Raw genomic sequence first — 26,963 nt, 5'->3', positions numbered from 1 at the left:
TTTTCTTGATTATCTTGACCACTTGGTGTTGTTTGACCAGGAGTACCAGTCGCACCGTTATTAGTATCAGGAGCAGGAGTACCTGTAGTACCAGTAGTGCCTTGTCCAGCTTGGTTGTTTTGATCAGTAGTATCTGTACCAGGTTTTTGATCAGTGTCAGTACCTTGGTTAGGAGTAGTAGCACCAGCATTATTGTTAGTTTCAGGTTTAGCGACACCATTGTCATTAGGTTTTACTTCAGTATTTTGATCAGGAGAAGGCGTTACAGTAGTGCCTGCACCATTTTCACCCGTTTGAGTACCTTGACCAGGAGTACCTGTTTGAGGTGTGTCTTGGCCTTGTTGATCATTACCAGGAGTACTTGGTTTTTCTTGATTCTCTTGATCATTTGGCGTTGTTTGACCAGGAGTACCAGTTGCACCGTTATTAGTATCAGGAGCAGGAGTACCTGTAGTACCAGTAGTGCCTTGTCCAGCTTGGTTGTTTTGATCTGGAGTATCTGTTCCAGGATTTTGATCAGTGCCAGGTTTAGGTGCAGTACCTTGGTCAGGAGTAGTAACCCCAGCGTTGTTATCAGTACCTGGTTTAGATTGGTTTTCATTACCAGCTTGGTTTTGATTAGGAGAAGGCGTTACAGTAGTGCCTGTACCATTTTCACCCGTTTGAGTACCTTGACCAGGAGTACCTGTTTGAGGTGTGTCTTGACCTTGTTGATCAGTACCAGGAGCGCTTGGTTTTTCTTGATTATCTTGACCATTTGGCGTTGTTTGACCAGGAGTACCAGTTGCACCGTTATTAGTATCAGGAGCAGGAGTACCTGTAGTACCAGTAGTGCCTTGTCCAGCTTGGTTGTTATTTTCAGGTGCAGTAGTTCCAGGAGTACCAGTCGCACCGTTATTAGTTTCAGGTGCAGGAGTACCTGCAGTGCCTGCAGTACCTTGTCCAGCTTGATTATCTTTATCAGCAGGTGGAGTCACAGTAGTTCCTGCATTTTGATTGCCAGCCTCAGGTTTAGCTTGTGTATCTGTAGTCCCTGTATTTTGAGCTGTCCCTGTTTCAGTTGTACCAGGTTTAGATTGAGTACCTTGAGTATCTTGTCCTGTAGTTCCAGGTTGTGGAGTTGTGGCAGCATCATTATTAGTATTACCTGGTTGAGTATCTTGATTGTTTGGAGCAGGTGTAGCTTGATTAGGTTTAGTTTCGCCAGGAGTACCTGCAGCATTTTGAGCATTACCAGCTGAAGTACCTGTTTGTTCTCCATGATCTTCTGTATTAGGTTTCTCTTGATCAGTAGTACTAGTACTTGGTTTAGCTGAACCTGTAGTGTCTGTATTAGGTTGTGTTTCAGGTTGAGATGGAGTAGGTGTTCCAGCACCTACAGTACCAGCTTGAGCACCTTGACCTGTACTATTGTTTTCAGTAGTACCTGGTTTAGATGTAGCATCTTGACCAGTCGTTGCCTCTGGTTTTGTTGAAGCTGCTGGGGAAGTTGCATCATTTTGAGGACTAGGAGTCACAGTAGCTCCATTACCTTGATCTGCTGTTTCAGCATGAGGTTTAGCTTGAGTATCTCCAGTAGCTGTAGTTGGCGCAGTTTGACCTGTGCCAGCAGTTTGAGTTCCTTGTGGAGTACTAGTAGCTTGGTTATCTTGTCCGGTAGTATTTGGACTAGGGTTTGTTTGTGTAGCATCGGCTTGATTAGTTTGAGTTCCTGTAGCTTCTGCAGTGCCTTGACCTTGGTGGTCGGCAGTGTTTGTTTTAGCTCCATCTTGACCTGTTTGTGTAGCAGCAGGAGTACCTGTACCAGCTTGATTATTTTGGTCTTGACTTGTAGTGCTCGGTTGACCAGCTGTGTTAACGGTACCTACAGCTTCTCTTTGCCAAGTATTACCTTCCGTGCCTTCTTCAGCATGTGCCTGTCCGAAGAAAAGGAATGAACCTACAATAATAGAAGCAGTACCAACCGTGAATTTTCTAATTGAATAGTGATTTTTCTGAGTGGGTTTGTCATTTGAAAAATTGTTAGGTTTGTTCATAACTTATTCTCTCCTTTGATAAGTAGTTGTCTCAGTTGTCTTTTGAGAAGTTATAGAATTAGAGTGAAATAAAACATTATCCAATGATAATGGTCAAACAATATATTAGCATATTTTTATAACTTTAAACAACTAATTAAAAATATTATCAATTTTATATTGACGTTGATAACTATTTTCATTTATTATTTTTACAAGAATTAGGGTGAGTAATTTATCAAGTTTTATCACTCTTATGGAGGTTGTATAAATGAAAGTGACTTATAAAACGTTAAGTTTTGTTTTAGTTTTAATAATATTTTTAGTGAATTGGGGACCTAATGTAAGTTACGCAGCCGAAGGTAAGTCTATTAATTTTGAAGTTTTAAAATATAATACAAATGATACTTCGATGGCAAATGACTATTTTGAGAAGCCTGCAAAATTAATTGAAAAAGATGGGAAGAAAGTACTTCAAATCACAGTTAATCATAGTCATTGGATTACTGGAATGACTATTGAGGGTAGCAAAGAGAAAATTATTAGCAAAGATGCTAGTAAAGACATGAGAACATCTGAATTTGTGGTAAACAAAGCTTCTGGTAAAGTAAACGGAACAATTGCAGTTTACATCAATGAGCCAGTAAATGGTAAGCCATTCAAATATGATCATCATTACAATATTACTTTTAAATTTGATGGTAAAGATGGTGGAGCGACTGGATCACCAAATATTGTCCAAGATAAATCAACTGCTGAAAATCCTCAAACTAGTGGTGGAATCCCTACATATACATATTTAATTCCTATAGCTTCTCTATTTGTATTAATTACAATTTCAGTTTTGTCATTCAAATTAAAAAAAGGTAATGAATAATGAAATATTGTAGTCGCTTAATGATGAAATTATTCGTTATAGCGTTTACTTTAGGAATATCTTTAAATAATGATACTTATCAAGTAAAGGCTGATGATAAAAATCTATCATCAGCCGATTATTATATTAAAGAAAGCTTTGAAAAAGATAAAAATCATGCGAAACGCCATAGTGATCATCAACAAATTAGAAATAAGATAGAACAAACGATAGAATTTTACGTTCGTAAACAGAATAATAGGGATGTTTCACATATGGATGAGTATGTAAAACATCCTGGTTATATTGTTAATGACGGTAATCAAACATATTTTGTAATGACTTTATTAAACAGAGAATGGTGGGAAAGTTATAAATTCTACCAACATGATAAAGAATTAAAAGTGAGTATTGTAAATGAGGATAAAGAACAAGATACGGTAACCATTCAAATACCCCTTATTAACATAAAAGAAGAAGTAAAATCTCGTATCCACATTAAAATACCATCGATACATTACGACCATACGTATACCACTTATATCGTTATGAAACATAGCGAAAAGAATGATGAAAAGGTTAACCACAAAGACGCTCAGAATAACAAGTCTAATCAGTTTGATGATAAAGAGAGCCTAAGAAAAAATTTAAAAACAGAAGAAGGACAATTTAATGAAATAAAAAATGAGAATAGTCATCTAAAAGAGTCAAAACAATCAACTCAACAAGATATGTCGTCAAATCAGATTATCAATAGAGAAGAACAAAATAAATTTTCTAATTCAAATAGCAATCTATCAATTAAACCAAGTACAGATAAACCGAGCTCAGATTCATTAAATCGGACTAATTCAAATACTCCAGCTAGTTTAAATACAAATACTAATTCTAGGTATAGCCAATTGCCTCAACTTAATCCTTTTAAAAAGGAAAAAGATAAACCTAATCCAAGCTTCAATAGAGATGCTGATAAGAAGAAAGTTGCAAAAAAAGACCATAATGAGGATGTACTCCCTAATCATAGAAATACATACTATCTTCTTGGCTCTGTTATTTTATTGGCAATTTTAGCTTTAATCGCAACATATTTTGTTAAAAGAAAGAGTGAGTCGAAAAAATGAGAAAAACCCGAATAATTTTTACTATCATATTATTTATCGTTTTACTCAGTGGTTGCGAGGCGGATGATAGCAATAAAAAGAAAGATAAAGCTGAATCGAAGGATATTCGTATCGTACCTACTACCGTCGCTTTAACGATGACATTAGATAAGTTAGATTTACCTATTGTAGGTAAGCCCACATCTTATAAAAAGTTACCAGATCGATATAAAAATGTTCCGGAAGTCGGCCAACCGATGGAACCAAGTGTAGAGGCAGTTAAAAAAGTGAATCCTACACATGTTTTGAGTGTATCTACTATTAAAGATGAAATGAAGCCCTTTTATAAACAATTAAACATGAAAGGTTACTTCTATGATTATGATAGTTTAGATGGCATGGAAAAATCTATTACTGAACTTGGTAAACAGTTTAATAGGGAGAAGAAGGCTAAAGAACTAAATCATCACCTTAATTCTGTGAAAGAGAATATTGAAAGTAAAGTTGCAAAACAAAAGAAACATCCTAAGGTACTGATACTTATGGGGATACCTGGCAGTTATTTAGTTGCCACTGATAAATCATATATTGGAGATCTCGTAAAAATCGCTGGTGGAGAGAATGTCATACAAGACCATTCTAAACAGTATATTTCTTCTAACACGGAACATTTAGTTAATGTTAATCCCGATATTATATTAAGACTTCCTCACGGGATGCCAGATGAAGTTAAGAAAATGTTCCAAAAAGAATTTAAACAAAATGATATTTGGAAGCATTTCAAAGCAGTTAAAACGAATCAAGTTTATGATTTAGAGGAAGTACCATTTGGTATCACTGCAAACGTGGACGCTGATGATGCTATGACACAGTTATATAATCTATTTTATAAAAAGTGATGGGGGAAATAATGTTACAACACTACTCTAAATTACTCTTTCTAATTTCAATTATCCTCCTATGTGTGACTGTATATGTGTCATTTATTGTTGGTACGATACCTATTTCTCTTAAAGATATATTAACCCAATTTACTACTGGTCATGTTTCTAATGTAGACACAATCATTGATTTAAGATTACCTAGAATCATTATCGCTTTATGTGTTGGTGCAATGCTTTCGGTATCTGGGGCATTATTGCAAGCAGTTTTGCAAAACCCTTTAGCCGAGGCGCAACTACTCGGTGTTTCATCAGGAGCACTTGTCATGCGTATGATTCTAATATTGGTGACACCCCAATTATTTTTTGTCATACCTTTACTTAGTTTTCTAGGAGGAATGATACCTTTTCTATTATTATTTCTCTTAAGTGTGAAATTCAAATTTCAACCTACACGTATGATATTAATCGGTGTAGCAATGTATGCAATGCTAACCGGAGTACTTGATTTATTTGCACAGAATCCATTTCTGAAAATACCTCAAGGACTAACTATGAAAACATGGAATGATGTTAAGATTATCGGAATATCAGCGAGTATAGGTTTAGTAATCACAATGCTTTTAACGTCTAAAGTGAATTTATTAGCTTTAGAGGATAAACAAGCTAATAATTTAGGCTTTCACATTACTAAATATAGACTAATCATTGGGGGTGTAGCTGTGTTTCTAGCGAGTGCTTCTTCTGCAATTGTAGGTCCACTAGCTTTTGTAGGCTTAATTATTCCACATATTGTACGTAAGTTAATTGGTAGTAATTATAAAGAAGTGATACCACTATCTATAATTTTAGGAGGATGGTTTGTTGTTACAACTGATTTATTAGGTAGAACGTTACATCCACCACTCGAAATACCAGCGAATGTCATTATGATGCTTATAGGTGGTCCAATTTTAATCTATCTTATTTGTAAGGGAGCTGTTAATGATGCGAGTTAAGGGGCTTCATTTTCAATATAAGAATGATTCGGAAATTATAAAAAATCTGTCATTAACATTTAGCTCTAATGCAATTACTTCTATTATCGGACCGAATGGATGTGGAAAATCCACTCTGTTAAAGTTACTTTCTCGAAATTTGAAGCCTTCAGAAGGTGTTATATATTTAGATGAGTTAGATTTGAAAACATTTAGTAAGAGAGCATTTGCACGTAAACTTGCTACAGTGCATCAAAAGATGAATATTCCGGAAGGATTCACTGTAAGACAATACATAGAACTTGGACGATATAGTCATGAAAGTTGGTTGAAAATGGATGTAAAAAAAGAAACAAATGTTCAAAACATTCTTCAACAACTGAATTTAGTAAATCTTCAGAATAAAAAATTGGCGTCATTATCTGGAGGTGAAGCACAAAGAGTATTTTTAGCAACTGCATTAGTGCAAGAACCTCGTTACATCTTATTGGATGAGCCAACCACATATTTAGATATTCATTACCAATATCAAGTTTTAGATACTATTCGTACTTTAAAAGATCATTATCATATTACTTTTATAATGGTACTTCATGATATTAATCAAGCAATAGAATATAGTGATGAAGTGATTTGCCTAAATGATAAAGGAGTTATTGCGCAAGGTGCGCCTCAAGAAGTGATTAATGAAACAATTTTAAAAGAAATGTATCAAATTGACGCTAAAATTATAAATGACAGTGAATGTGGCATGATTGTTTGTAGAAAAAGGGTGAGGGATTCAAATGATTAAATTCGTTAGACTTATTCAAATTGTATTAATAGCAGTCATCCTTATCTTTAGTTATCAGTTGTTTAAAACATATCTTGAAGACAAAGCGTCAGCTAAAAGGTATAAAAATTTACAACAACAATTTAAGTCAGAGTCCCTGTCTAACGAAAATGAGGTACGTCCACAATTTTCTAAATTAGAATCTATTAATAAAGATATTGTTGGGTGGATACAACTTAAAGGAACATCATTAAATTATCCAGTATTACAAGGTAAAACCAATCATGACTATTTAAGAGAAGATTTTGATCATGAAAAGACACGTAAGGGAAGTATTTTTATGGATTATCGAAATTCTGTAAAAACTCCTAATTCGAATACTATTATTTATGGTCACCACATGGGTGATAATACAATGTTTGATGTACTAGAAAAGTATTTAAAACAAAGTTACTTTGATCAGCATCAAGATATTCAATACGACACGAAATATGGAAAATATCTATTACAAGTCTTTAGTGCATATCGCACTACTACGAAAGATAACTATATACAAACAGATTTTAAAACACCATCTAAATTTCAACATTTTATAGATAATACAAAGAAAAAATCGGAGATACAAACAAAAGTTCAAATTAGTAATCAAGACAAGATAGTTACTTTGTCTACTTGCGAGGACGCTTATAACCAAACATCAGGAAGAATTGTTGTTGTGGCGAAGCTAGTCAAAATAAATTAACAGAAAAGAGGAAAACATCATGAAATTTATGGCTGAAAATAAATTAAAATTAGATAAAGGAACAGCTCAAGATATAATAGAAAGGTTCTACACAAGACATGGTATTGAAACACTTGAAGGCTTTAAAGGGATGTTTGTAACAAATACTAAAGAACAACCAGATTATGATGAAGTAAAAATTTTAACAATATGGGAATCTGAACAAGCTTTTATTGATTGGTTACAATCAGATGTGTTTAAAAAAGCACATAAAAATGTTCGTCACCAATCAGCAGATGCATCAAGCCCAATTCTTGAAAACGTAGTTAAGAAATATGATATTGGATACCAATACTTTAAATAATGTGTACTGTAATTAAAAGAAGTAAGTGTGATTAATTGAAATTAAAAATACTTGATTTCGATACAAACTAAAGCAAGTCGAGAGTTTGTTGTCTAAACATAATTGAAACAAATTATGTCAATTTCAAACCTTCGCTTGCTTCTTTTTTATAGTAGTAATTAAATTTAAAAATTATAGTGGACTTTGAAATCAATTGATATTAGATTACAATATGAATACATTAACTTAAGAGTTGGAGAAATGATCATGGAACAAATTACGTCTGCTCAAAATAATAAAATAAAAAATGCAAATAAGTTAAAAAAGAAACGTGATCGTGATAAGACAGGTCTAGCTTTAATAGAAGGAATACACCTTATCGAAGAAGCGTATCAAAGTGGTATTGAAATAAAGCAATTATTTGTAATAGAACCTGACAGAACAGATGAGGACCTAATTGATTACGCGAATGAAACATATGAAATTAATATGAAAGTGGCTGAAGCTCTTTCTGGTACTGTAACTCCACAAGGTTTCTTTGCGGTGATTGAAAAGCCACATTATAATGATACCGAAGCGCAACAAGTATTATTAATTGATCGAATTCAAGATCCAGGTAATTTAGGTACATTAATTCGCACTGCAGATGCTGCTGGCATAGATTTAATTGTAATGGAAAAGGGGACTGCAGACCCATATCAAGATAAGGTAATGAGAGCGAGTCAGGGTAGTATATTCCATATTCCTATTGTTATTAAGGATTTAACAACTTACATTAATGAATTTGATGGCCCAGTGTATGGAACAGCACTCGAAAATGCAGTAAGCTTTAAAGAGATAGAGGCTCAATCACGATTTGCTTTATTATTAGGCAACGAAGGTGAAGGTGTGAACCAAGAATTATTACAACAAACAACACAAAATCTTATCATACCCATTTATGGTAAAGCTGAGAGTTTAAATGTTGCTATTGCAGGTAGTATATTACTCTACCAGTTGAAAGGTTGACCCCTTGTTCAAATTTCGGCTATAATAGTTGATGAATTTATTAAAAAATGAAGTATTCATTAGCGTTTAAACATCACTGAAACAATTAAATGATCAACCGATAAAAAGACGTAAATTATTTAGAAAGTTGAAAAGGGAGAATAACCGTGACTGAAAGTTATTCCAACTTGAAATAATTTTGTTCATCTTTTTGGTTACTTAAAGAAATTTAAGTCGGAATTGTCATTCCGTTATCAATAGATATACAAGTGTATGCTTAGGCATAAATTTGGGTGGTACCACGGAAAGCTTTCGTCCCAGTTCGATATGGGGTGAAAGCTTTTTTGATGTTGAAGTATTTGAGTTTTCATTTTCAAAAAAAAATAGTGGCATTAAAAGGAGGAGTTCGGTCATGACTCAAAATGATACGATGGCGGAATTAAAACAACAAGCTCTCGTTGATATTAATGAAGCAGATAATGAACGTGCATTGCAAGATGTAAAGGTTAAATATTTAGGTAAAAAAGGTTCAGTAAGTGGTTTAATGAAAAATATGAAAGATTTACCTAATGAAGAGAAACCTGCATATGGTCAAAAAGTAAATGAATTGCGTCAAACAATTCAGAATGAATTAGATGAAAGACAAAAGTTATTAAAAGAAGAGAAATTAAACCAACAGCTTGCTGAGGAAACGATTGATGTGACATTACCTAGTCGCCATATTGAGATGGGTTCAAAGCATCCTCTTACTCGAACAGTTGAAGAGATTGAGGATTTGTTCCTCGGTTTAGGTTATGAGATTGTAGATGGGTATGAAGTTGAACAAGATTATTATAATTTTGAAGCTTTAAATTTACCTAAGTCTCACCCTGCACGAGATATGCAGGATAGTTTCTATATTACTGAAGAAATATTAATGCGTACGCACACGTCACCAGTTCAAGCACGAACAATGGAGAAACGTGGTGGACAGGGTCCAGTTAAAATTATTTGTCCGGGTAAGGTGTACCGTCGTGACTCGGATGATGCGACACATAGTCATCAATTTACACAAATTGAAGGATTAGTCGTTGATAAAAATATTAAAATGAGTGATTTGAAAGGTACTTTAGAGTTATTAGCCAAGAAATTATTCGGTGCTGAACGAGAAATTCGTCTACGTCCAAGTTATTTCCCTTTTACAGAACCATCAGTCGAAGTTGATGTCTCTTGTTTCAAATGTAAAGGAGAAGGTTGCAATGTCTGCAAACATACAGGTTGGATTGAAATTTTAGGCGCTGGAATGGTACATCCAAACGTTCTTGAAATGGCGGGCTTTGATTCTAATGAATATTCAGGATTCGCATTTGGAATGGGGCCAGATCGAATCGCAATGTTGAAATATGGTATTGAAGATATTCGTCATTTCTATACAAATGATGTTAGATTCTTAGATCAATTTAAAGCAGTAGAAGATAGAGGTGACCAATAATGTTGATTTCAAATGAGTGGTTAAAAGATTATGTCAATGTTGATCAACCTGTTCAAGATTTAGCTGAAAGAATTACACGCACAGGTATTGAAGTTGATGACATTATCGATTATACGAAAGATATTAAAAATTTAGTGGTTGGTCATGTTGTGTCAAAAGCACCGCATCCAGACGCCGATAAATTGAATATTTGTCAAGTTGATTTAGGCGAGGATGAGCCGGTTCAAATCGTATGTGGTGCTCCAAATGTTGATGAAGGTCAGCATGTCATTGTTGCGAAAGTTGGAGGTCGTCTACCTGGTGGCGTTAAAATTAAACGTGCGAAGCTACGTGGTGAACGCTCAGAAGGTATGATTTGTTCGTTACAAGAAATAGGTATTTCAAGTCACGTTACGCCTAAAGCGTTCGAATCAGGTATTTATGTATTTCCAACAGAAGTGACTCCAGGTACAGATGCGCTTGAAGCATTATATCTTAATGATCAGGTGATGGAATTTGACTTAACTCCTAACCGTGCAGACGCATTAAGTATGGTGGGCACAGCTTATGAAGTAGCTGCTTTATACCAAACTGAAATGACAAAACCTCAAACTTCAAGTCAAGAAAGTGATAAATCAGCCAGTGATGAATTATCTGTTACAGTTCAAAATGAAGATAAAGTACCTTATTACAGTGCAAGAATCGTTCATGATGTAACGATTGCGCCATCACCAGTATGGATGCAAGCACGCTTGATGAAGGCGGGAATTCGCCCTATTAATAATGTGGTAGATATTTCTAACTATGTTCTATTAGAGTATGGTCAGCCACTTCACATGTTTGACCAAAATCAAATTGGTTCACAAAAGATTGAAGTAAGACAAGCAAATTCAAATGAAAAAATGACGACTTTAGATAACGCCGAGCGCGACTTATTAGATTCAGATATCGTTATTACAAACGGCAATGAGCCGATAGCTCTAGGTGGTGTTATGGGAGGAGACTTCTCAGAAGTTACTGATCAAACACGCAATGTTGTTATCGAAGGTGCAATCTTTGATCCAGTATCTATTCGTCATACTTCTCGTCGTTTAAACCTAAGAAGTGAATCATCAAGCCGTTTTGAAAAAGGTATTGCAACTGAATTTGTTGATGAAGCAGTAGATAGAGCTTGTTATTTACTAGAAAGATATGCTTCAGGTACAGTGTTAAAAGATAGAGTAGCAGCAGGTGATTTAGGAGCAATGGTTACTCCAATCAATATTACTGCTGAAAAGGTAAACCAAACAATTGGATTTAACTTAAGTGACGATGATATCGTTAACATCTTTGAACAACTCGGGTTTGATACCCAAAATCAAAATGGACAATTAACAGTTAATGTGCCATCTCGTCGTAAAGATATTTCAATTAAAGAAGATTTAATTGAAGAGGTTGCACGTATATATGGTTATGACGAAATTCCTTCAACGCTTCCTGTATTTGAAGATGTAACAAGTGGATCACTAACAGATCGTCAATATAAAACACGTACTGTAAAAGAAACTCTTGAAGGTGCTGGGCTTGATCAAGCTATCACTTATTCATTAATATCTAAAGATCACGCTAAGGACTTTGCTTTACAAGATCGTCCTACTATCGAATTATTGATGCCAATGAGTGAAGCGCATTCTACGTTAAGACAAAGTCTTTTACCGCATCTTATTGAAGCTGTGGCATACAATGTTGCGCGTAAAAACTCAGATGTTAAATTGTATGAAATTGGTCGTGTCTTCTTCGGTAATGGGGAAGGAGAGTTACCAGATGAAGTCGAATATTTAAGCGGTATTTTAACGGGACAATATGTTAATCATGCTTGGCAAAGTAAAAAAGAGTCAGTAGATTTCTATTTAGCTAAGGGTGTTGTTGATCGCGTAGCTGAAAAACTAAATATTAAATTTGATTATAGAGCAGGTCAAATCCAAGGTTTACACCCAGGTAGAACAGCTATAGTTTCGTTAAATGGAGAAGATATTGGTTTTATTGGTGAGTTACATCCAACACTTGCTGCAGAAAATGATTTAAAACGCACATATGTATTTGAATTAAATTATGACGCTATTATGAGAGTATCTGTTGGTTATATTAATTATGAACCAATACCTAGATTCCCAGGTGTATCAAGAGATATAGCGTTAGAAGTGAATCATGAAGTTCCTGCTTCAGATTTAATATCTACTATTCATAATAATGGGGAAGACATTTTAAATGATACGTTAGTATTTGATGTATACGAAGGTGAACACTTAGAAGAAGGTAAAAAATCAGTAGCTATTAGATTGAATTATTTAGATACTGAAAATACTCTTACAGACGAACGTGTAACAGCAGTACACGACAAAATTTTAGAAGCCTTACAACAGCAAGGTGCTACAATAAGATAATTAACTAAAAAAAGACCTATCCTTAAAATGAAATTTTTAATGAGGATAGGTCTTTGTATATTTAAGTATATTTTTTCTCGATTAAAGCTAGTGCTTTATCTCGATTTTTAAAATGTTTTTTAGATATAGCATCAAGTTGGCTTAAGCCAAATTTTTGAATGATTTTAGCCGCGAATAAATCAACTTTATTACTTGCACCTTTTGGAACTTCCATTTTAATTTGTTGTGTTATTTGGTTCATATGTTTTACGAAAGCATATCGCGAGATAATACTAGCTGCTGCAATAGCTAGTGATTTTGATTCACCCTTAGTTTCAAATTGAGTTTTTTTAGGAAATGGTAGTTCGGAAAGTGCATAATGCTGGTATACTTCCCGTTTAGCAAATTGGTCAATCACGATATAATCTAAGTGATCCACGTCAATTTTTTGAACAACATTTTTGATTGCTTCATTATGTAAAACGGCTTTCATTTTTACTTGTGACCAGCCCATCTTCTGACGCTCATTATACTTCACATTATTTAAAGTTAGTAGTGAGTGAGGGATAAAAGTAATGAGCTGTTCAGCTAGTTCAACAATTTTGTCATCTGTTAATTTTTTTGAATCATCCACGCCTAAGGTTTTTAAAACTTGTGCATTTTTCTCTGAGACGTATGCTGCACAGACGGTTAAAGGACCAAAGTAATCACCGCTACCTGCTTCATCACTACCTATGCAATTATATTTGTTATATTGAATTGACGACTGTTTAGAGGTAGATGTTTTTGATTGAGAAGATGAAGATATAGCTTGATTTGGTAACATGCGTTGAGCTACTAATTCTGCATTCTTTCCTTGGAACATGACCTTTCCTGAATGATATATATTAATTGTAGTGTTTTGGTATTTAGTTCGTGCTCTCATGCCTTGTGGCAATTGAGTTGTTTCAAATTGAATTTGTGATAATAATTGATCTATTTCACTTTGAGTTAATTTATGAACGACATTTCCCATAATAAGTAACCTCACTTTTAATTTCGTACTCATATATTCTATCAAATTTCATTTTCTATCTCATTGATGAATATAACAATATAACTATTAAATGATTTAACATGATATGATGTCTTAAATTGTTTGATAATAGCTACTTACATAATTTTTTACTCTCATGTATAATGTGTGTTGATAAGTAAAAATTGAAGTTAAATCATATAGCTATTTATTTTCAAGATTAAGAAAAAATCTTGAAGTTTTAAATTATAGAAAGTTAAAATCATTTAAATATTAGGTCAGGAGCAATTAAACATGAGTGAATTTAAAAATAGAATAAATGTTACGATCAACGATCAACATTTCACAATCATTGGCGATGACAGTCCTGAGCATATTCGTTATGTTGCACATCTTGTAGATGAGAAAATGCAAGAATTAGGTCAAAAATCCGCAGGCTTAGATACTACTCGTAAATCGATTTTAACAGCGGTAAATATTATGCATGAGAAAGTTTTACTAGAAGAAGAAAATCGTCGATTACAACAAGAAATCAATCAATTTAAACAAAGTGAAGATTAGATGGTTGTTGATTTAGTTGTCATTATATTGATTTTCTACTTTATGATGATTGGTTTCCGTAGGGGGACGTGGTTGTCGACACTACATTTTATTTCTTCAATCGTATCATTATGGATTGCATCTCAGTTTTATAAGCCTATAGCGCAAAGGCTGATTGTGTTTGTACCATTTCCTAAAACGGTAGCATATGACACAGCTTATGCAATTCATTTTAATCAATTGCAACAACGATTTGAAAATATTGTTGCATTCATTATTTTAGCTACGCTAGCTAAGCTTATTTTGTATCTAATTATTGTTACATTTGATAATATAGTAGCGTATCAGAAACATCAATTAGTTAGTCGAATTATAGGAATTATTCTAGGTTTAATAATGAGCTTAATTGTGATTCAAATTGGACTATATTTTATTTCATTATATCCCGAGCCATTAATTCAAAATCAAATAGCACAATCGTTAATATGTAAAAGGATAATTTTAAATTTACCATACGTATCACAGGTTATTTTAAATTTATAAACTAATTATATAAGGTCAGGACTAGAGCTAACTTTAATGTTGTGTCCTGGTCTTCTTTTTATGGAGAGATGTATATGACTAAAAAAGATGTAATTCAATTGTTAGAAAAAATAGCAACATATATGGAGTTAAAAGGGGAAAACACGTTTAAAGTATCTGCCTATCGAAAAGCAGCTCAAAGTTTGGAAATAGATGAGCGTCCTTTAGATGAAATTGAGGATGTTACCGAGCTTAAGGGTATCGGTAAAGGTGTGGGCGAAGTTATCAACGAATTTAGAAATCAAGGTGAGTCTAGCACCTTACAAGCCCTCAAAGAGGAAGTACCTGAAGGATTAGTCCCTTTATTAAAAATTCAAGGTCTAGGTAGTAAGAAAATCGCTAAACTTTATAAAGAACTTCATATTATTGATAAAGAAAGTTTACAGAAAGCTTGTGAAGAAGGTGAAGTCAGTAAACTAAGTGGCTTCGCAAAGAAGACTGAACAGAATATTTTAGAAGCAGTTAAAGCACTAGGAGCCAAAAAAGACAGTTATCCGATTGATCAAATGAGAGGTCTGAATAATGAAATTATTGATTTCATTAAAAAGCTTAAACATGTAGATAATTATTCTTCTGCTGGAAGTTTTAGACGTTATAAAGAAATGAGTAAAGATTTAGACTTCATTATTAGTACGGAACAACCTCTAGAAGTTCAACAGCAATTGCTTGATATTCCTAACAAAGTAAAAGAAGTAGCAGTTGGGGATACTAAAGTATCTTTAGAGTTATCTTATGATGATGAGACGATAGGTGTAGATTTTAGATTAATTGAGCCTAAAGCCTTCTACCATACGCTTCAACACTTTACCGGTTCTAAAGACCATAACATCCGTATTCGACAATTAGCTAAAGAACGTAACGAAAAAGTAAGTGAATATGGTATAGAAAAAGCTGATGGTACATTACTGCAATTTCAAAGTGAAGAAGAGATTTATCACCATTTTGACGTAAATTGGATTGCACCTGCAATGCGAGAAGATGGCAGTGAATTTGATAAAGATTTAAGTGATATCATTTCTTTAGAGGATATTAATGGTGATATTCATATGCATACAACGTATAGTGATGGTGCTTTTTCAATTAGAGAAATGGTAGAAGCAAATATTGCTAAAGGTTATCAATTCATGGTAATCACAGACCACTCACAAAGTTTGAAAGTTGCAAATGGTTTACAGGTAGAGCGTCTCTTAAGACAAAATGAAGAAATCAAAAAGTTAAATGAAGAATATGATGAAATTGATATTTATTCTGGTACAGAAATGGATATATTACCAGATGGTTCACTTGATTATGATGACGAAGTCTTAGCACAACTTGATTATGTGATAGCTGCTATCCATCAAAGTTTCAATCAATCTGAAGATGAGATTATGAAACGTTTAGAAGTAGCTTGTAAAAATCCATACGTGCGTCATATTGCGCATCCGACGGGTCGAATCATTGGACGACGACCTGGTTATAAACCTAATATAGAAAAATTAATGAAATTAGCTGAAGAAACAAATACGATATTAGAAATTAACGCGAATCCTAAACGTTTAGATTTAAATGCTGAGACTGTACGTAAATATCCTAACGTTAAGTTAACAATTAATACAGATGCACACCATACGAATCATTTAGAGTTTATGAAGTACGGTGTGGCTACGGCTCAAAAAGGTTTTGTAACAAAAGATAGAGTGATCAATGCGTTATCACGAGAAGAGTTTAAATCACTCGTTGAAAATAATATTAAATTAAAGAAATAGAGGGATTGCATGAGACAAAAGACATTAGATGTTTTGGAATTCGACAAGATTAAATCCTTTGTTGCGGATGAAACAATAAGTGATTTAGGTCGTGAAAAAGTAGATGCAATGACACCAGCAACTGAATTTGAAACTGTTGAATTTCAAATCAATGAAACTGATGAAATTTCTCAAATATACAATAAACATCGATTACCAAGTTTAAGTGGTTTAGCTAAGGTATCACCACTTATTCATAGAGCGAATATAGGTGGCGTTCTAAATGTGACTGAATTGAATGTAATTAAACGACTCATTCAAGTTCAAAATCAATTTAAGACGTTTTACAACCAACTCTTAGAAGAAGATGAAGAAGTAAAGTACCCGATATTAGATGAAAAGATGAGTCAGCTTCCGGTACTAACTGATTTATTTCAAGAAATCAAAGATAAATGTGATACTTATGATTTATATGACCATGCAAGTTATGCACTACAAGGTATTAGAAGCAAAATTTCTAGTACTAATCAACGAATACGTCAGAATTTAGATCGTATTGTTAAAAGTCAGAGCAATCAAAAGAAGTTATCTGATGCCATTGTCACAGTTAGAAATGACCGTAACGTAATTCCAGTTAAAGCGGAATATCGTCAAGATTTTAATGGTATTGTGCATGATCAATCAGCATCTGGACAAACTCTTTATATTGAACCCAGTTCAGTTGTAGAGATGAATAATCAAATCAGTCGTTTGCGTAACGATGAGGCTGTGGAACGCGAACGTATTCTTACTGAGTTGACCGGTCAAGTAGCTGTAGAAGTCGATTCCATACTTATAGCTGAATCAGTGATGGGGCAAATTGATTTCTTAATTGCTAAAGCACGTTATGCACGTTCGATTAAGGGAACGAAACCTACTTTTAAGAAAGAGAGAACGGTTTATCTTCCCAACGCGTTTCATCCATTATTAGATAAAGAAACTGTCGTTTCAAATACGATTGAATTTATCGATGATGTTGAAACGGTGATTATTACAGGGCCAAATACAGGCGGTAAGACTGTTACTTTAAAGACACTTGGACTTATTATTGTCATGGCACAATCTGGTTTATTAATACCAACGCTTGATGGCAGTCAATTAAGTATTTTCGAAAATGTATACTGCGATATAGGCGATGAACAATCAATTGAACAGTCTTTATCAACTTTCTCATCTCATATGAAGAATATTGTTGAAATCTTACATGAAGCAGATAAAAATAGCTTAATATTATTTGATGAATTGGGCGCAGGGACTGATCCTAGTGAAGGTGCAGCGTTAGCAATGAGTATCCTAGATTACGTTCGCAACCTAGGATCACTTGTTATGGCAACAACCCATTACCCAGAGTTAAAAGCATATAGTTATAATCGCGAAGGTGTCATGAATGCTAGTGTGGAGTTCAATGTTGATACGTTAAGCCCAACCTATAAATTGCTCATGGGCGTACCTGGGCGTTCAAACGCATTCGATATTTCTAAAAAGTTGGGACTTGGCCTCAATATCATTAATAAAGCTAAAACAATGATTGGTACAGATGAACAAGAAATTAACTCAATGATAGAATCTTTAGAAAGAAATTCTAAGCGTGTAGATGAACAACGTATTGAACTAGATCGACTTGTTCGTGAAGCTCAAGAAACTCACGATGCCCTTGCGAAGCAATATCAACAATATCAAAACTATGAACAATCATTGATGAATGAAGCGAAAGAAAAAGCGAATCAACGTGTTAAATCTGCGACTAAAGAAGCGGATACAATTCTTAAAGAATTAAGAGATTTACGTGACAACAAAGGTGCAGAAGTTAAAGAACATGAATTAATTGATAAGAAAAAACAATTAGATGACCAATATGAAGCGAAGTCAATTAAACAAAGTGTTCAGAAGAAAAAATACGATAAAATTAACGCTGGTGATGAAGTGAAAGTGCTCTCATATGGTCAAAAAGGTGAGGTGCTTGAACTTGTTGGTGAAGATGAAGCAGTTGTGCAAATGGGTATCATTAAAATGAAATTACCTATTGAAGATTTAGAGAAAACGAAGAAGAAAAAAGAAAAACCAGCTAAAATGGTTACACGTCAAAATAGACAAACGATTAAGACTGAACTTGATTTAAGAGGATATCGTTATGAGGAAGCACTAATAGAATTAGATCAATATCTAGATCAAGCAGTTTTAAGTAATTATGAGCAAGTTTACATTATTCATGGTAAAGGCACAGGCGCGCTTCAAAAAGGTGTTCAACAGCATTTAAAAAAACATAAAAGTGTCAGCAAATTTAGAGGTGGTATGCCTAGTGAAGGTGGATTTGGCGTAACGGTTGCAGAACTCAAATGATTAATGATTGATTAATTCAAGCACTGCATTTGATTTTTTGAGAAAATAACGTACAATAAACCCAGTATTATTAGTTAATAAAATGATGTGATGAAGCAAATGAGATAATCATACTTTAATTGAGCAATAGCAATGCAGTTGTTATTAAAGTCTGTTATAATTTGCTCATCATTTAAAAATTAAGGAGGATTGGCATTTATGGCAATCGTAAAAGTAACTGACTCTGATTTCGATACTAAAATTGAATCTGGCGTTAAATTAGTAGACTTCTGGGCTACTTGGTGCGGACCTTGTAAAATGATCGCTCCAGTACTAGAGGAGTTAGCCGGAGATTATGACGGTAAAGCTGATATTTTAAAATTAGATGTTGATGAAAACCCATCAACTGCTGCAAAATACGAAGTAATGAGTATTCCAACTTTAATCGTGTTTAAAGATGGTCAACCAGTTGATAAAGTTGTAGGTTTCCAACCAAAAGAAAACTTAGCAGAAGTATTAGATAAACATCTATAAGAATTATATGACTTAAGACTGGGGCATTTCATTATGTAAATGCTCCAGCTTTATTTAGTTTATAAATAGTAATTATAAAAATTAAAAGAAAGGAGGAAAAAATTGGAGGACTATCAAAAGAAAATTAAGGAAAAATTGAATGTAGTGCCGTTAGAACCTGGTTGCTATTTAATGAAAGATAGAAATGACCAATTGATTTATGTAGGTAAAGCAAAAAAATTAAGAAATCGTCTACGTTCTTACTTTACTGGTGCACATGATGCTAAGACGACCCGCCTTGTTAGTGAGATACGAAACTTTGAATTCATTGTGACTTCAAGTGAGACTGAATCTTTATTACTAGAATTAAATTTAATTAAACAATATCAACCGCGTTACAATATTTTACTTAAAGACGACAAAAGTTACCCTTTTATTAAAATCACAAAAGAAAAGCATCCAAGACTGATTGTTACACGCACTGTGAAAAAAGGAACTGGAAAATACTTCGGTCCTTATCCTAATGCGTATTCTGCTCAAGAAACAAAGAAATTGTTAGATCGTATTTATCCTTTTAGAAAATGTGATAATATGCCTGATAAACTGTGCTTATACTATCATATAGGCCAATGTATGGGGCCGTGTGTTTATGATGTTGATTTAGATAAATATGCACAAATGACTAAAGAAATTACGGATTTTCTAAATGGTGAAGATAAAACGATTATTCATAATTTAGAGAGCAGAATGACAAAAGCTAGTGAAGATTTAGACTTTGAACAAGCGAAAGAGTATCGTGATATGATTCAACATATTCATAACTTAACGAAAAAACAAAAAATTATGTCTACTGATAATACAATTAGAGATGTCTTTGGATATAACGTTTCTAAGGGGTGGATGTGTGTACAAGTTTTCTTCATTAGACAAGGAAATATGATAAAACGAGATGCAACAATGATACCGATACAACAATCAGAGGAAGAAGAGTTTTATACTTTCATAGGACAATTCTATAGCTTAAATCAACATATCTTACCTAAGGAAGTTCATGTTCCAAAGAACCTTGATAAAGATATGATTCATTCAGTTGTAGATACAAAGATTGTTCAACCTTCTCGTGGGGCTAAGAAAGAAATGGTTGATTTAGCTAATCACAATGCTGAAGTGCAACTTGAAAATAAATTCGAGTTAATTGCAAGAGATGAATCTAGAACTATTAAAGCTATAGAAGAGTTAGGAGAACGCATGGGAATTCAAACTCCTATTAGAATAGAAGCTTTTGATAATTCCAATATTCAAGGTGTGGATCCTGTTTCTGCAATGGTGACCTTTGTAGATGGTAAACCAGATAAAAAAGGATACCGTAAATATAAAATTAAAACCGTAGAAGGGCCTGATGATTATAAATCGATGAGAGAAGTAGTACGTCGGCGTTATACGCGCGTTTTAAATGAGGGCTTACCCTTACCAGATTTAATTATTGTTGATGGTGGTAAAGGTCATATGAACGGTGTGATGGATGTCCTTGAAAATGAATTAGGCTTAGACATTCCAGTTGCAGGACTTCAAAAGAACGACAAACACCAAACATCTGAATTACTCTATGGAGCAAGTGCTGAAATTGTACCGTTGAAGAAAAACAGCCAAGCCTTTTACTTACTCCATAGAATTCAAGATGAGGTACATCGTTTTGCGATAACGTTCCATAGACAAACTCGACAAAAAACAGGACTTAAATCAGTCTTAGACGATATAGATGGTATTGGCGCCAAGAGAAAAACTACACTTTTAAGAACTTTTGGGTCAATTAAGAAAATGAAGGAAGCCAATTTAGATGATTTAAAAGGTGCAGGCCTACCTGAAAAAGTTGCTAAAAACCTACAAAAAGCACTACAAAATAAATAAATTTCAAAAAAATGGGCATGAGAATTATTCTCATGCCCAAAAGTAGTATAAAAAATGTTACAATATGGTTAACAAAAGCTAATTTTTTTAAGGTTGTGTGGAAGCGTTTTCTAAATGAGAAATGTTATCAATTAAGTGTTGGTAACTTCAACTATGAGTCGTCACATCTTTATTAAAGAATTCTTTATAATCACTAGCCTTTTACTTTTTTAAGCCATACTTGTGTGGATTTATTTCTCATTTAATTAAAGTGTTTACACGTACAAGTACCAAATAAAGAAGTAAATGTAAGCTAGTCTTTTATATGGAATTTCAGGGCATATTGCATACAATTTTCTGGGAATTAGCAAATTTAAATATTTGTTTCACAGGGGGGACTCCTTTTGGCTCAATCAAAAAACGAATTTTACCTTAGACGACTACATTCGTTATTAGGTATTATCCCAATTGGTGCATTCTTAATTGTTCACTTATTGGTAAACCATCAAGCAACACAAGGCGCAGAGGCTTTCAATAAAGCATCTGGTTTCATGGAATCATTACCATTCTTAATTGTGGTAGAATTTTTACTTATTTATATTCCATTGCTATACCATGGACTTTTTGGACTACATATCGCATTTACTGCAAAAGAAAACATCGGTCATTATTCTTTATTTAGAAACTGGATGTTTTTCTTCCAACGTGTAAGTGGTATTTTAGCTTTCATTTTCATTGCGATGCACTTATGGCAAACACGCTTACAGAAAGCATTTTTCGGTAAAGCAGTAGATTACGACATGATGCATGAAACGTTAAAAAATCCATTATGGGCAATTTTCTATATCATTTGTATCATTGCGGTAGTATTCCACTTTGCAAATGGTTTATGGTCATTCTGTGTTACGTGGGGCTTTTTACAATCTAAAAAATCTCAACGCGTATTCACTTGGATTTCTTTAATTGTATTCTTAGTGGTTTCTTATATCGGTGTATCAGCTATTATCGCATTTATGTAACAACGATGATTTCAACATAAGTCTTAGATTTTTAATATCAGGGGAGTGACATTTCTATGGCAGAGAAAAAAGTTATTGTTGTCGGTGGAGGACTTGCCGGTCTGATGTCAACAATTAAAGCGGCAGAACAAGGTGCACATGTAGATTTATTCTCATTAGTACCTGTAAAACGTTCGCACTCTGTTTGTGCCCAGGGGGGCATTAATGGTGCGGTTAATACTAAAGGTGAAGGAGATTCTCCGTGGATTCACTTTGACGACACAGTATATGGGGGAGACTTCTTAGCTAACCAACCACCAGTAAAAGCGATGGCTGAAGCAGCACCAAAAATTATACACTTATTAGACCGTATGGGCGTAATGTTTAGTAGAACAAATGAAGGTTTATTAGATTTCAGACGTTTTGGTGGTACGTTATATCACAGAACTGCATTTGCCGGTGCTACAACAGGACAACAATTATTATACGCTTTAGATGAACAAGTTCGTTCTTATGAAGTAGATGGATTAGTAACTAAATACGAAGGCTGGGAATTCCTAGGTATCGTTAAAGATGATGAAGATGCAGCAAGAGGTATCGTTGCTCAGAATATGACAACATCAGAAATTCAATCATTTGGATCAGATGCAGTTATCATGGCTACAGGTGGTCCTGGTATCATCTTCGGTAAAACAACAAACTCAATGATTAATACAGGATCTGCAGCATCAATTGTTTATCAAGAAGGTGCAATTTATGCTAATGGTGAGTTTATTCAAATCCATCCAACAGCTATTCCTGGAGATGACAAATTACGTCTTATGAGTGAATCAGCTCGTGGGGAAGGTGGACGTATTTGGACATATAAAGATGGTAAACCTTGGTACTTCTTAGAAGAGAAATACCCAGATTATGGTAACTTAGTACCACGTGATATCGCAACGCGTGAAATTTTTGATGTATGTATTAACCAAAAATTAGGTATCAACGGCGAGAACATGGTATATCTCGATTTATCTCATAAAGATCCACATGAATTAGACGTTAAATTAGGTGGTATCATTGAGATCTATGAAAAATTCACAGGTGATGATCCTCGTAAAGTACCAATGAAAATCTTCCCAGCTGTACACTACTCAATGGGTGGACTATATGTAGACTATGATCAAATGACAAATATCAAAGGTCTATTCGCTGCTGGTGAGTGTGATTTCTCTCAACATGGCGGTAACCGTTTAGGAGCTAATTCTTTATTATCTGCAATTTATGGTGGTACTGTTGCAGGTCCTAACGCAGTTAAATATGTTCAAAACATCGAAACTTCTTATTCAGAGTTAGACGACAGTATTTATGAAAAACGCGTTAAAGAAGAACAAGAACGTTTTGACAAGCTGTTAAATATGCGTGGTACTGAAAATGCTTATAAACTTCACCGTGAGTTAGGTGAAATTATGACAGCTAACGTAACAGTTGTACGTGAAAATGATAAATTATTAGAAACAGATAAGAAAATCCAAGAATTGATGAAACGTTATGAAGATATCGATATGGAAGATACACAAACTTGGAGTAACCAAGCCGTATTCTTCACTCGTCAATTATGGAATATGCTAGTATTAGCACGTGTTATTACTATTGGGGCTTACAACCGTAATGAATCTCGTGGTGCACACTACAAACCTGAATTCCCAGATCGTAATGATGATGAATGGTTAAAAACTACAATGGCTCATTATAGAGGTAGAACTGAAAAACCAGAATTTACTTACGAGCCAGTTGATGTAAGTTTAATTCCACCACGTAAACGTGATTACACTAGTAAGTCTAAGGGAGGTAAAAAATAATGGCTGAACAATCAGTAAAAGAAACTCCAGAAACTCAAGGTAATCAACAAACAAAAGAACAGAATCAACAATCTAATCAAAAAACAGTTAAATTAATCATTAAAAGACAGGACAATAACGAATCTAAACCATATGAGGAAACTTTTGAAATTCCTTACAAAGAGAATTTAAATGTTATCGCATGTTTAATGGAGATTAGACGTAACCCTGTTAATGCTAAAGGTGAGAAGACGACTCCAGTCACTTGGGATATGAACTGTCTTGAAGAAGTATGCGGAGCTTGTTCAATGGTTATCAATGGTCGCGCAAGACAATCTTGTTCAGCAATCGTTGACCAATTAGAACAACCTATCCGTTTAGAACCTATGAGTACGTTCCCAGTTATTCGTGACTTACAAGTTGACCGTTCAAGAATGTTCGACAACTTAAAACGAATGAAAGCTTGGATTCCAATTGATGGTACGTACGATTTAGGTCCTGGACCACGTATGCCAGAGAAAAAACGTCAAACAGCTTACGAATTATCTAAATGTATGACATGTGGTGTTTGCTTGGAAGTATGTCCAAATGTAACGCCTAATAACAAATTCGTTGGGGCTCAAGCGATTTCTCAAGTGCGTTTATTCGACTTACATCCAACTGGTTCAATGACTAAAGATGAACGTTTAGATGCTTTAATGAGCACTGGTGGTTTACAAGAATGTGGTAACTCTCAAAACTGTGTGAATGCTTGTCCTAAAGGTATTCCATTGACAACTTCTATCGCAGCTTTAAACAGAGAAACATCATTCCATATGTTTAAATCATTCTTCGGTTCTGACCATAAAGTAGATTAATATCGATTATATTACGACTAAGACGTTAAAGTCTTAGTCGTTTTTTGTTTAAAAAAAATTTCCCATCAATATGAGTGTCTTTTTAAATTAGTATGCTTCTTAGAAATCATTTTCAAAATAGAAAGTAAAACTAGATTCGTAATAATAAACAGTATAAGTCCATTGTGATAAAATAAAGGTTAACTGAAAAAATAAGGATGAAGATATATGAATAAACCTATAGGTGTTATCGACTCAGGTGTGGGAGGTTTAACGGTAGCCAAAGAAATCATGAGACAATTACCAAATGAGACGATATATTATCTTGGTGATATTGGACGATGCCCTTATGGACCTAGACCTGGGGATGAAGTTAAACAGTTTACTACAGAAATTGCTCAAAAATTAATGGAATTTGATATAAAAATGTTAGTCATTGCTTGTAATACAGCAACAGCTGTTGCATTAGAGCATTTACAAACATTGTTGCCTATTCCTGTTATTGGAGTTATTGAACCAGGTGCACGAACTGCGATTATGACGACTAAAAATCAAAATGTTTTAGTATTAGGAACTGAAGGTACAATTAAATCAGAAGCTTATCGTACTCATATTAAAAAGATTAATCCTAACGTCAATGTTTATGGTGTGGCATGTCCAGGTTTTGTACCGTTAGTTGAACAAATGAGATATAATGACCCAACTATCACAAGTATTGTTATTCATCAGACATTAAAACAATGGAGAAACAGTGATGCTGATACTGTAATTTTAGGTTGTACGCATTATCCTCTATTATACAAACCTATTTATGATTATTTTGATGGTGAAAAAACTGTAATTTCTTCAGGATTAGAAACTGCACGTGAAGTAAGTGCGTTATTAACGTTTAGTAATGAACATGCGAGTTATACAGAACATCCAAAACATCGATTCTTTGCGACTGGTGATACCACACATATCAAAAATATTATTGCCGAATGGCTTAAAATGAATGTACAAGTTGAACAAATTACAGTAGGTGAGTAAGAGAAGGGAGTAAGTATAGTTATGTCAGATATTGTCATTGCATCGAATAACAAAGGTAAAATTAATGACTTTAAAGTTATTTTCAAAGAAGATAATGTCATAGGTATTTCTGAACTTTTACCAAATTTCGATGTTGAGGAAACAGGTACTACATTTGAAGAGAATGCTAAATTAAAATCAGAAGCTGCAGCCAAGGTGTTAAATAAGCGTGTGATTGCTGATGATAGTGGACTTGAAGTGTTCGCACTTAAAGGTGAACCAGGTGTCTATTCAGCAAGATATGCAGGACTAGATAAAAGTGATGATGCTAATATTGATAAGCTATTGGCTAATTTAGAGAATGAATCTGATCGACGAGCACAATTTGTTTGTGTGATTAGTATGAGTGCACCAGGTGAAGAAACTAAAACATTTAAAGGCACAGTTTCTGGTGAAATTACTCATGCAAGACAAGGGACTCATGGATTTGGTTATGATCCAATCTTCTTTGTGCCTGATAAAAAGAGAACAATGGCAGAACTTACTGACGAAGAGAAAAGTGAGATAAGTCACAGAGGAAATGCGATTCAACTGTTGAAAGCGTATCTAGAAGGTGGTCAAAATGAGTAAGTGGATTATTATTAGTGATAATCATAATGAATCAGGGATTTTGTATCACGTGTTTGAAAAGCATCAAGATGCTGATGCCTTTCTACATCTAGGTGATTCGGAGTTTCAATATAATGATACGGAATTAAGTCTATATCATCGTGTTAAAGGCAACTGTGATTTTTATCCTGAATTTCCTGAAGAAGAGATAATTGAAGAAGAGGGTATGAAAGCTTTTTACACACATGGACATTTTTACGATGTCAATCGTACGCGTATGAAACTTGCTGAAAAAGCAAAATCTCTATCTTGCCAATTTGCATTTTATGGACATACTCATGTTGCTAAATATGAGTATATTGCTGGAGTACATGTTATTAATCCAGGTAGCATCTCACAATCACGCAGTAATATAGAAGAAACATTTGCTGAACTTATTATTAATGATACCGGCTCACAGGCTGAACTAAATTTTAGAAATAGAGAAAATAAAATAATAGATACAGTTATGATAAATATTTAAACAGATAAGCATTATAAAATGATACCTGCCCGTAAATGGG

General features: G+C 34.1%; 24 protein-coding genes. 22 read left to right on the top strand and 2 right to left on the bottom strand.

The window, feature by feature from the left end:
- A partial coding sequence (locus tag HMPREF2706_RS08565) for a YSIRK-type signal peptide-containing protein (RefSeq protein WP_256322960.1) occupies nt 1-2,036 on the bottom strand: 2,036 nt, incomplete at its 3' end.
- Nucleotides 2,037-2,286: 250 nt separating this feature from the next.
- On the opposite strand from HMPREF2706_RS08565, the gene isdC reads away from it, so the two are divergent.
- The 10 genes from isdC to pheT all read left to right on the top strand — a co-directional run bounded on the left by isdC (nt 2,287) and on the right by pheT (nt 12,525).
- Nucleotides 2,287-2,892, top strand: a complete 606-nt coding sequence (isdC, locus tag HMPREF2706_RS08560; protein WP_023350450.1) for a heme uptake protein IsdC — start codon at nt 2,287-2,289, stop codon at nt 2,890-2,892.
- Between the two features lie 20 nt (nt 2,893-2,912).
- Nucleotides 2,913-3,992, top strand: coding sequence for an NEAT domain-containing protein (locus HMPREF2706_RS08555; protein ID WP_030065241.1), 1,080 nt, complete (start codon nt 2,913-2,915; stop codon nt 3,990-3,992).
- Nucleotides 3,989-4,870, top strand: a complete 882-nt coding sequence (gene isdE, locus HMPREF2706_RS08550) for a heme ABC transporter substrate-binding protein IsdE (protein WP_030065243.1) — start codon at nt 3,989-3,991, stop codon at nt 4,868-4,870. Before HMPREF2706_RS08555 ends, isdE begins: the two co-directional genes overlap by 4 nt.
- A gap of 11 nt (nt 4,871-4,881) precedes the next feature.
- A complete protein-coding gene (locus HMPREF2706_RS08545; RefSeq protein ID WP_037582579.1) occupies nt 4,882-5,850 on the top strand; it encodes a FecCD family ABC transporter permease in 969 nt (322 codons plus the stop codon).
- On the top strand, nt 5,840-6,622 hold the full coding sequence (locus tag HMPREF2706_RS08540; protein WP_049428482.1) for an ABC transporter ATP-binding protein: 783 nt from the start codon (nt 5,840-5,842) through the stop codon (nt 6,620-6,622). Before HMPREF2706_RS08545 ends, HMPREF2706_RS08540 begins: the two co-directional genes overlap by 11 nt.
- Nucleotides 6,615-7,343 (top strand): class B sortase, encoded by a 729-nt coding sequence (gene srtB / locus HMPREF2706_RS08535; RefSeq protein ID WP_049428483.1) that lies wholly within the window; start codon nt 6,615-6,617, stop codon nt 7,341-7,343. Before HMPREF2706_RS08540 ends, srtB begins: the two co-directional genes overlap by 8 nt.
- 19 nt (nt 7,344-7,362) lie before the next feature.
- The gene (locus HMPREF2706_RS08530) at nt 7,363-7,686 is read left to right on the top strand and encodes an antibiotic biosynthesis monooxygenase (RefSeq protein WP_030065251.1); all 324 of its coding nucleotides are present in this window, start codon (nt 7,363-7,365) and stop codon (nt 7,684-7,686) included.
- A gap of 246 nt (nt 7,687-7,932) precedes the next feature.
- On the top strand, nt 7,933-8,673 hold the full coding sequence (locus HMPREF2706_RS08525; RefSeq protein WP_049428485.1) for a TrmH family RNA methyltransferase: 741 nt from the start codon (nt 7,933-7,935) through the stop codon (nt 8,671-8,673).
- A 391-nt stretch (nt 8,674-9,064) separates the two neighbouring features.
- Nucleotides 9,065-10,123, top strand: a complete 1,059-nt coding sequence (gene pheS, locus HMPREF2706_RS08520) for a phenylalanine--tRNA ligase subunit alpha (RefSeq protein ID WP_002435139.1) — start codon at nt 9,065-9,067, stop codon at nt 10,121-10,123.
- Nucleotides 10,123-12,525, top strand: coding sequence for a phenylalanine--tRNA ligase subunit beta (pheT, locus tag HMPREF2706_RS08515; RefSeq protein WP_030065255.1), 2,403 nt, complete (start codon nt 10,123-10,125; stop codon nt 12,523-12,525). The genes pheS and pheT overlap by 1 nt, the downstream gene beginning before the upstream one ends.
- Nucleotides 12,526-12,586: 61 nt before the next feature.
- On the opposite strand, the gene rnhC is transcribed toward pheT, so the two are convergent.
- On the bottom strand, nt 12,587-13,519 hold the full coding sequence (gene rnhC / locus HMPREF2706_RS08510) for a ribonuclease HIII (protein ID WP_030065257.1): 933 nt from the start codon (nt 13,517-13,519) through the stop codon (nt 12,587-12,589).
- A 294-nt stretch (nt 13,520-13,813) separates the two neighbouring features.
- Between rnhC and zapA the strand changes: the two genes are divergently transcribed.
- The 12 genes from zapA to HMPREF2706_RS08450 all read left to right on the top strand — a co-directional run bounded on the left by zapA (nt 13,814) and on the right by HMPREF2706_RS08450 (nt 26,923).
- Entirely contained in the window at nt 13,814-14,080 is a 267-nt protein-coding gene (gene zapA / locus HMPREF2706_RS08505; protein ID WP_002435154.1) for a cell division protein ZapA, read from the top strand.
- Entirely contained in the window at nt 14,081-14,602 is a 522-nt protein-coding gene (locus HMPREF2706_RS08500) for a CvpA family protein (protein ID WP_030065259.1), read from the top strand. It abuts the gene before it with no gap.
- A gap of 74 nt (nt 14,603-14,676) precedes the next feature.
- Nucleotides 14,677-16,389, top strand: a complete 1,713-nt coding sequence (gene polX / locus HMPREF2706_RS08495) for a DNA polymerase/3'-5' exonuclease PolX (RefSeq protein ID WP_049428487.1) — start codon at nt 14,677-14,679, stop codon at nt 16,387-16,389.
- A gap of 9 nt (nt 16,390-16,398) precedes the next feature.
- Nucleotides 16,399-18,747, top strand: a complete 2,349-nt coding sequence (locus HMPREF2706_RS08490; RefSeq protein ID WP_030065264.1) for an endonuclease MutS2 — start codon at nt 16,399-16,401, stop codon at nt 18,745-18,747.
- Between the two features lie 198 nt (nt 18,748-18,945).
- Nucleotides 18,946-19,260, top strand: coding sequence for a thioredoxin (gene trxA / locus HMPREF2706_RS08485; protein WP_002435174.1), 315 nt, complete (start codon nt 18,946-18,948; stop codon nt 19,258-19,260).
- A 102-nt stretch (nt 19,261-19,362) separates the two neighbouring features.
- A complete protein-coding gene (gene uvrC, locus HMPREF2706_RS08480; protein WP_070862319.1) occupies nt 19,363-21,147 on the top strand; it encodes an excinuclease ABC subunit UvrC in 1,785 nt (594 codons plus the stop codon).
- Nucleotides 21,148-21,530: 383 nt separating this feature from the next.
- Nucleotides 21,531-22,145 carry a succinate dehydrogenase cytochrome b558 subunit gene (locus HMPREF2706_RS08475; protein ID WP_002435177.1) on the top strand — a complete coding sequence of 205 codons (615 nt, stop codon included), beginning with the start codon at nt 21,531-21,533 and terminating at the stop codon, nt 22,143-22,145.
- A 56-nt stretch (nt 22,146-22,201) separates the two neighbouring features.
- On the top strand, nt 22,202-23,968 hold the full coding sequence (gene sdhA / locus HMPREF2706_RS08470; RefSeq protein WP_002435075.1) for a succinate dehydrogenase flavoprotein subunit: 1,767 nt from the start codon (nt 22,202-22,204) through the stop codon (nt 23,966-23,968).
- A complete protein-coding gene (sdhB, locus tag HMPREF2706_RS08465; RefSeq protein ID WP_002435188.1) occupies nt 23,968-24,804 on the top strand; it encodes a succinate dehydrogenase iron-sulfur subunit in 837 nt (278 codons plus the stop codon). The genes sdhA and sdhB overlap by 1 nt, the downstream gene beginning before the upstream one ends.
- A gap of 207 nt (nt 24,805-25,011) precedes the next feature.
- Entirely contained in the window at nt 25,012-25,812 is an 801-nt protein-coding gene (racE, locus tag HMPREF2706_RS08460) for a glutamate racemase (protein ID WP_002435221.1), read from the top strand.
- 21 nt (nt 25,813-25,833) lie between these two features.
- The gene (locus tag HMPREF2706_RS08455; RefSeq protein WP_030065269.1) at nt 25,834-26,421 is read left to right on the top strand and encodes an XTP/dITP diphosphatase; all 588 of its coding nucleotides are present in this window, start codon (nt 25,834-25,836) and stop codon (nt 26,419-26,421) included.
- On the top strand, nt 26,414-26,923 hold the full coding sequence (locus HMPREF2706_RS08450; protein WP_049428491.1) for a YfcE family phosphodiesterase: 510 nt from the start codon (nt 26,414-26,416) through the stop codon (nt 26,921-26,923). Before HMPREF2706_RS08455 ends, HMPREF2706_RS08450 begins: the two co-directional genes overlap by 8 nt.
- Nucleotides 26,924-26,963 lie beyond the last annotated feature (40 nt).

Source organism: Staphylococcus sp. HMSC067F07 (assembly GCF_001837405.1).
GTDB lineage: Bacteria > Bacillota > Bacilli > Staphylococcales > Staphylococcaceae > Staphylococcus > Staphylococcus capitis.
This window is presented reverse-complemented; position numbering and strand designations above follow the sequence as displayed.

Bases quoted from the DNA above. Each gene is read 5' to 3' on its own strand.
- HMPREF2706_RS08555 (WP_030065241.1), top strand. From the start codon at position 2,913: ATGATGAAATTATTCGTTATAGCGTTTACTTTAGGAATATCTTTAAAT.
- rnhC (WP_030065257.1), bottom strand. From the start codon at position 13,519: ATGGGAAATGTCGTTCATAAATTAACTCAAAGTGAAATAGATCAATTA.
- isdC (WP_023350450.1), top strand. From the start codon at position 2,287: ATGAAAGTGACTTATAAAACGTTAAGTTTTGTTTTAGTTTTAATAATA.
- pheS (WP_002435139.1), top strand. From the start codon at position 9,065: ATGACTCAAAATGATACGATGGCGGAATTAAAACAACAAGCTCTCGTT.
- racE (WP_002435221.1), top strand. From the start codon at position 25,012: ATGAATAAACCTATAGGTGTTATCGACTCAGGTGTGGGAGGTTTAACG.
- sdhA (WP_002435075.1), top strand. From the start codon at position 22,202: ATGGCAGAGAAAAAAGTTATTGTTGTCGGTGGAGGACTTGCCGGTCTG.
- zapA (WP_002435154.1), top strand. From the start codon at position 13,814: ATGAGTGAATTTAAAAATAGAATAAATGTTACGATCAACGATCAACAT.
- HMPREF2706_RS08530 (WP_030065251.1), top strand. From the start codon at position 7,363: ATGAAATTTATGGCTGAAAATAAATTAAAATTAGATAAAGGAACAGCT.
- HMPREF2706_RS08540 (WP_049428482.1), top strand. From the start codon at position 5,840: ATGCGAGTTAAGGGGCTTCATTTTCAATATAAGAATGATTCGGAAATT.
- HMPREF2706_RS08525 (WP_049428485.1), top strand. From the start codon at position 7,933: ATGGAACAAATTACGTCTGCTCAAAATAATAAAATAAAAAATGCAAAT.
- HMPREF2706_RS08545 (WP_037582579.1), top strand. From the start codon at position 4,882: ATGTTACAACACTACTCTAAATTACTCTTTCTAATTTCAATTATCCTC.
- pheT (WP_030065255.1), top strand. From the start codon at position 10,123: ATGTTGATTTCAAATGAGTGGTTAAAAGATTATGTCAATGTTGATCAA.
- trxA (WP_002435174.1), top strand. From the start codon at position 18,946: ATGGCAATCGTAAAAGTAACTGACTCTGATTTCGATACTAAAATTGAA.
- HMPREF2706_RS08450 (WP_049428491.1), top strand. From the start codon at position 26,414: ATGAGTAAGTGGATTATTATTAGTGATAATCATAATGAATCAGGGATT.
- HMPREF2706_RS08490 (WP_030065264.1), top strand. From the start codon at position 16,399: ATGAGACAAAAGACATTAGATGTTTTGGAATTCGACAAGATTAAATCC.
- polX (WP_049428487.1), top strand. From the start codon at position 14,677: ATGACTAAAAAAGATGTAATTCAATTGTTAGAAAAAATAGCAACATAT.
- sdhB (WP_002435188.1), top strand. From the start codon at position 23,968: ATGGCTGAACAATCAGTAAAAGAAACTCCAGAAACTCAAGGTAATCAA.
- srtB (WP_049428483.1), top strand. From the start codon at position 6,615: ATGATTAAATTCGTTAGACTTATTCAAATTGTATTAATAGCAGTCATC.
- isdE (WP_030065243.1), top strand. From the start codon at position 3,989: ATGAGAAAAACCCGAATAATTTTTACTATCATATTATTTATCGTTTTA.
- HMPREF2706_RS08455 (WP_030065269.1), top strand. From the start codon at position 25,834: ATGTCAGATATTGTCATTGCATCGAATAACAAAGGTAAAATTAATGAC.
- HMPREF2706_RS08500 (WP_030065259.1), top strand. From the start codon at position 14,081: ATGGTTGTTGATTTAGTTGTCATTATATTGATTTTCTACTTTATGATG.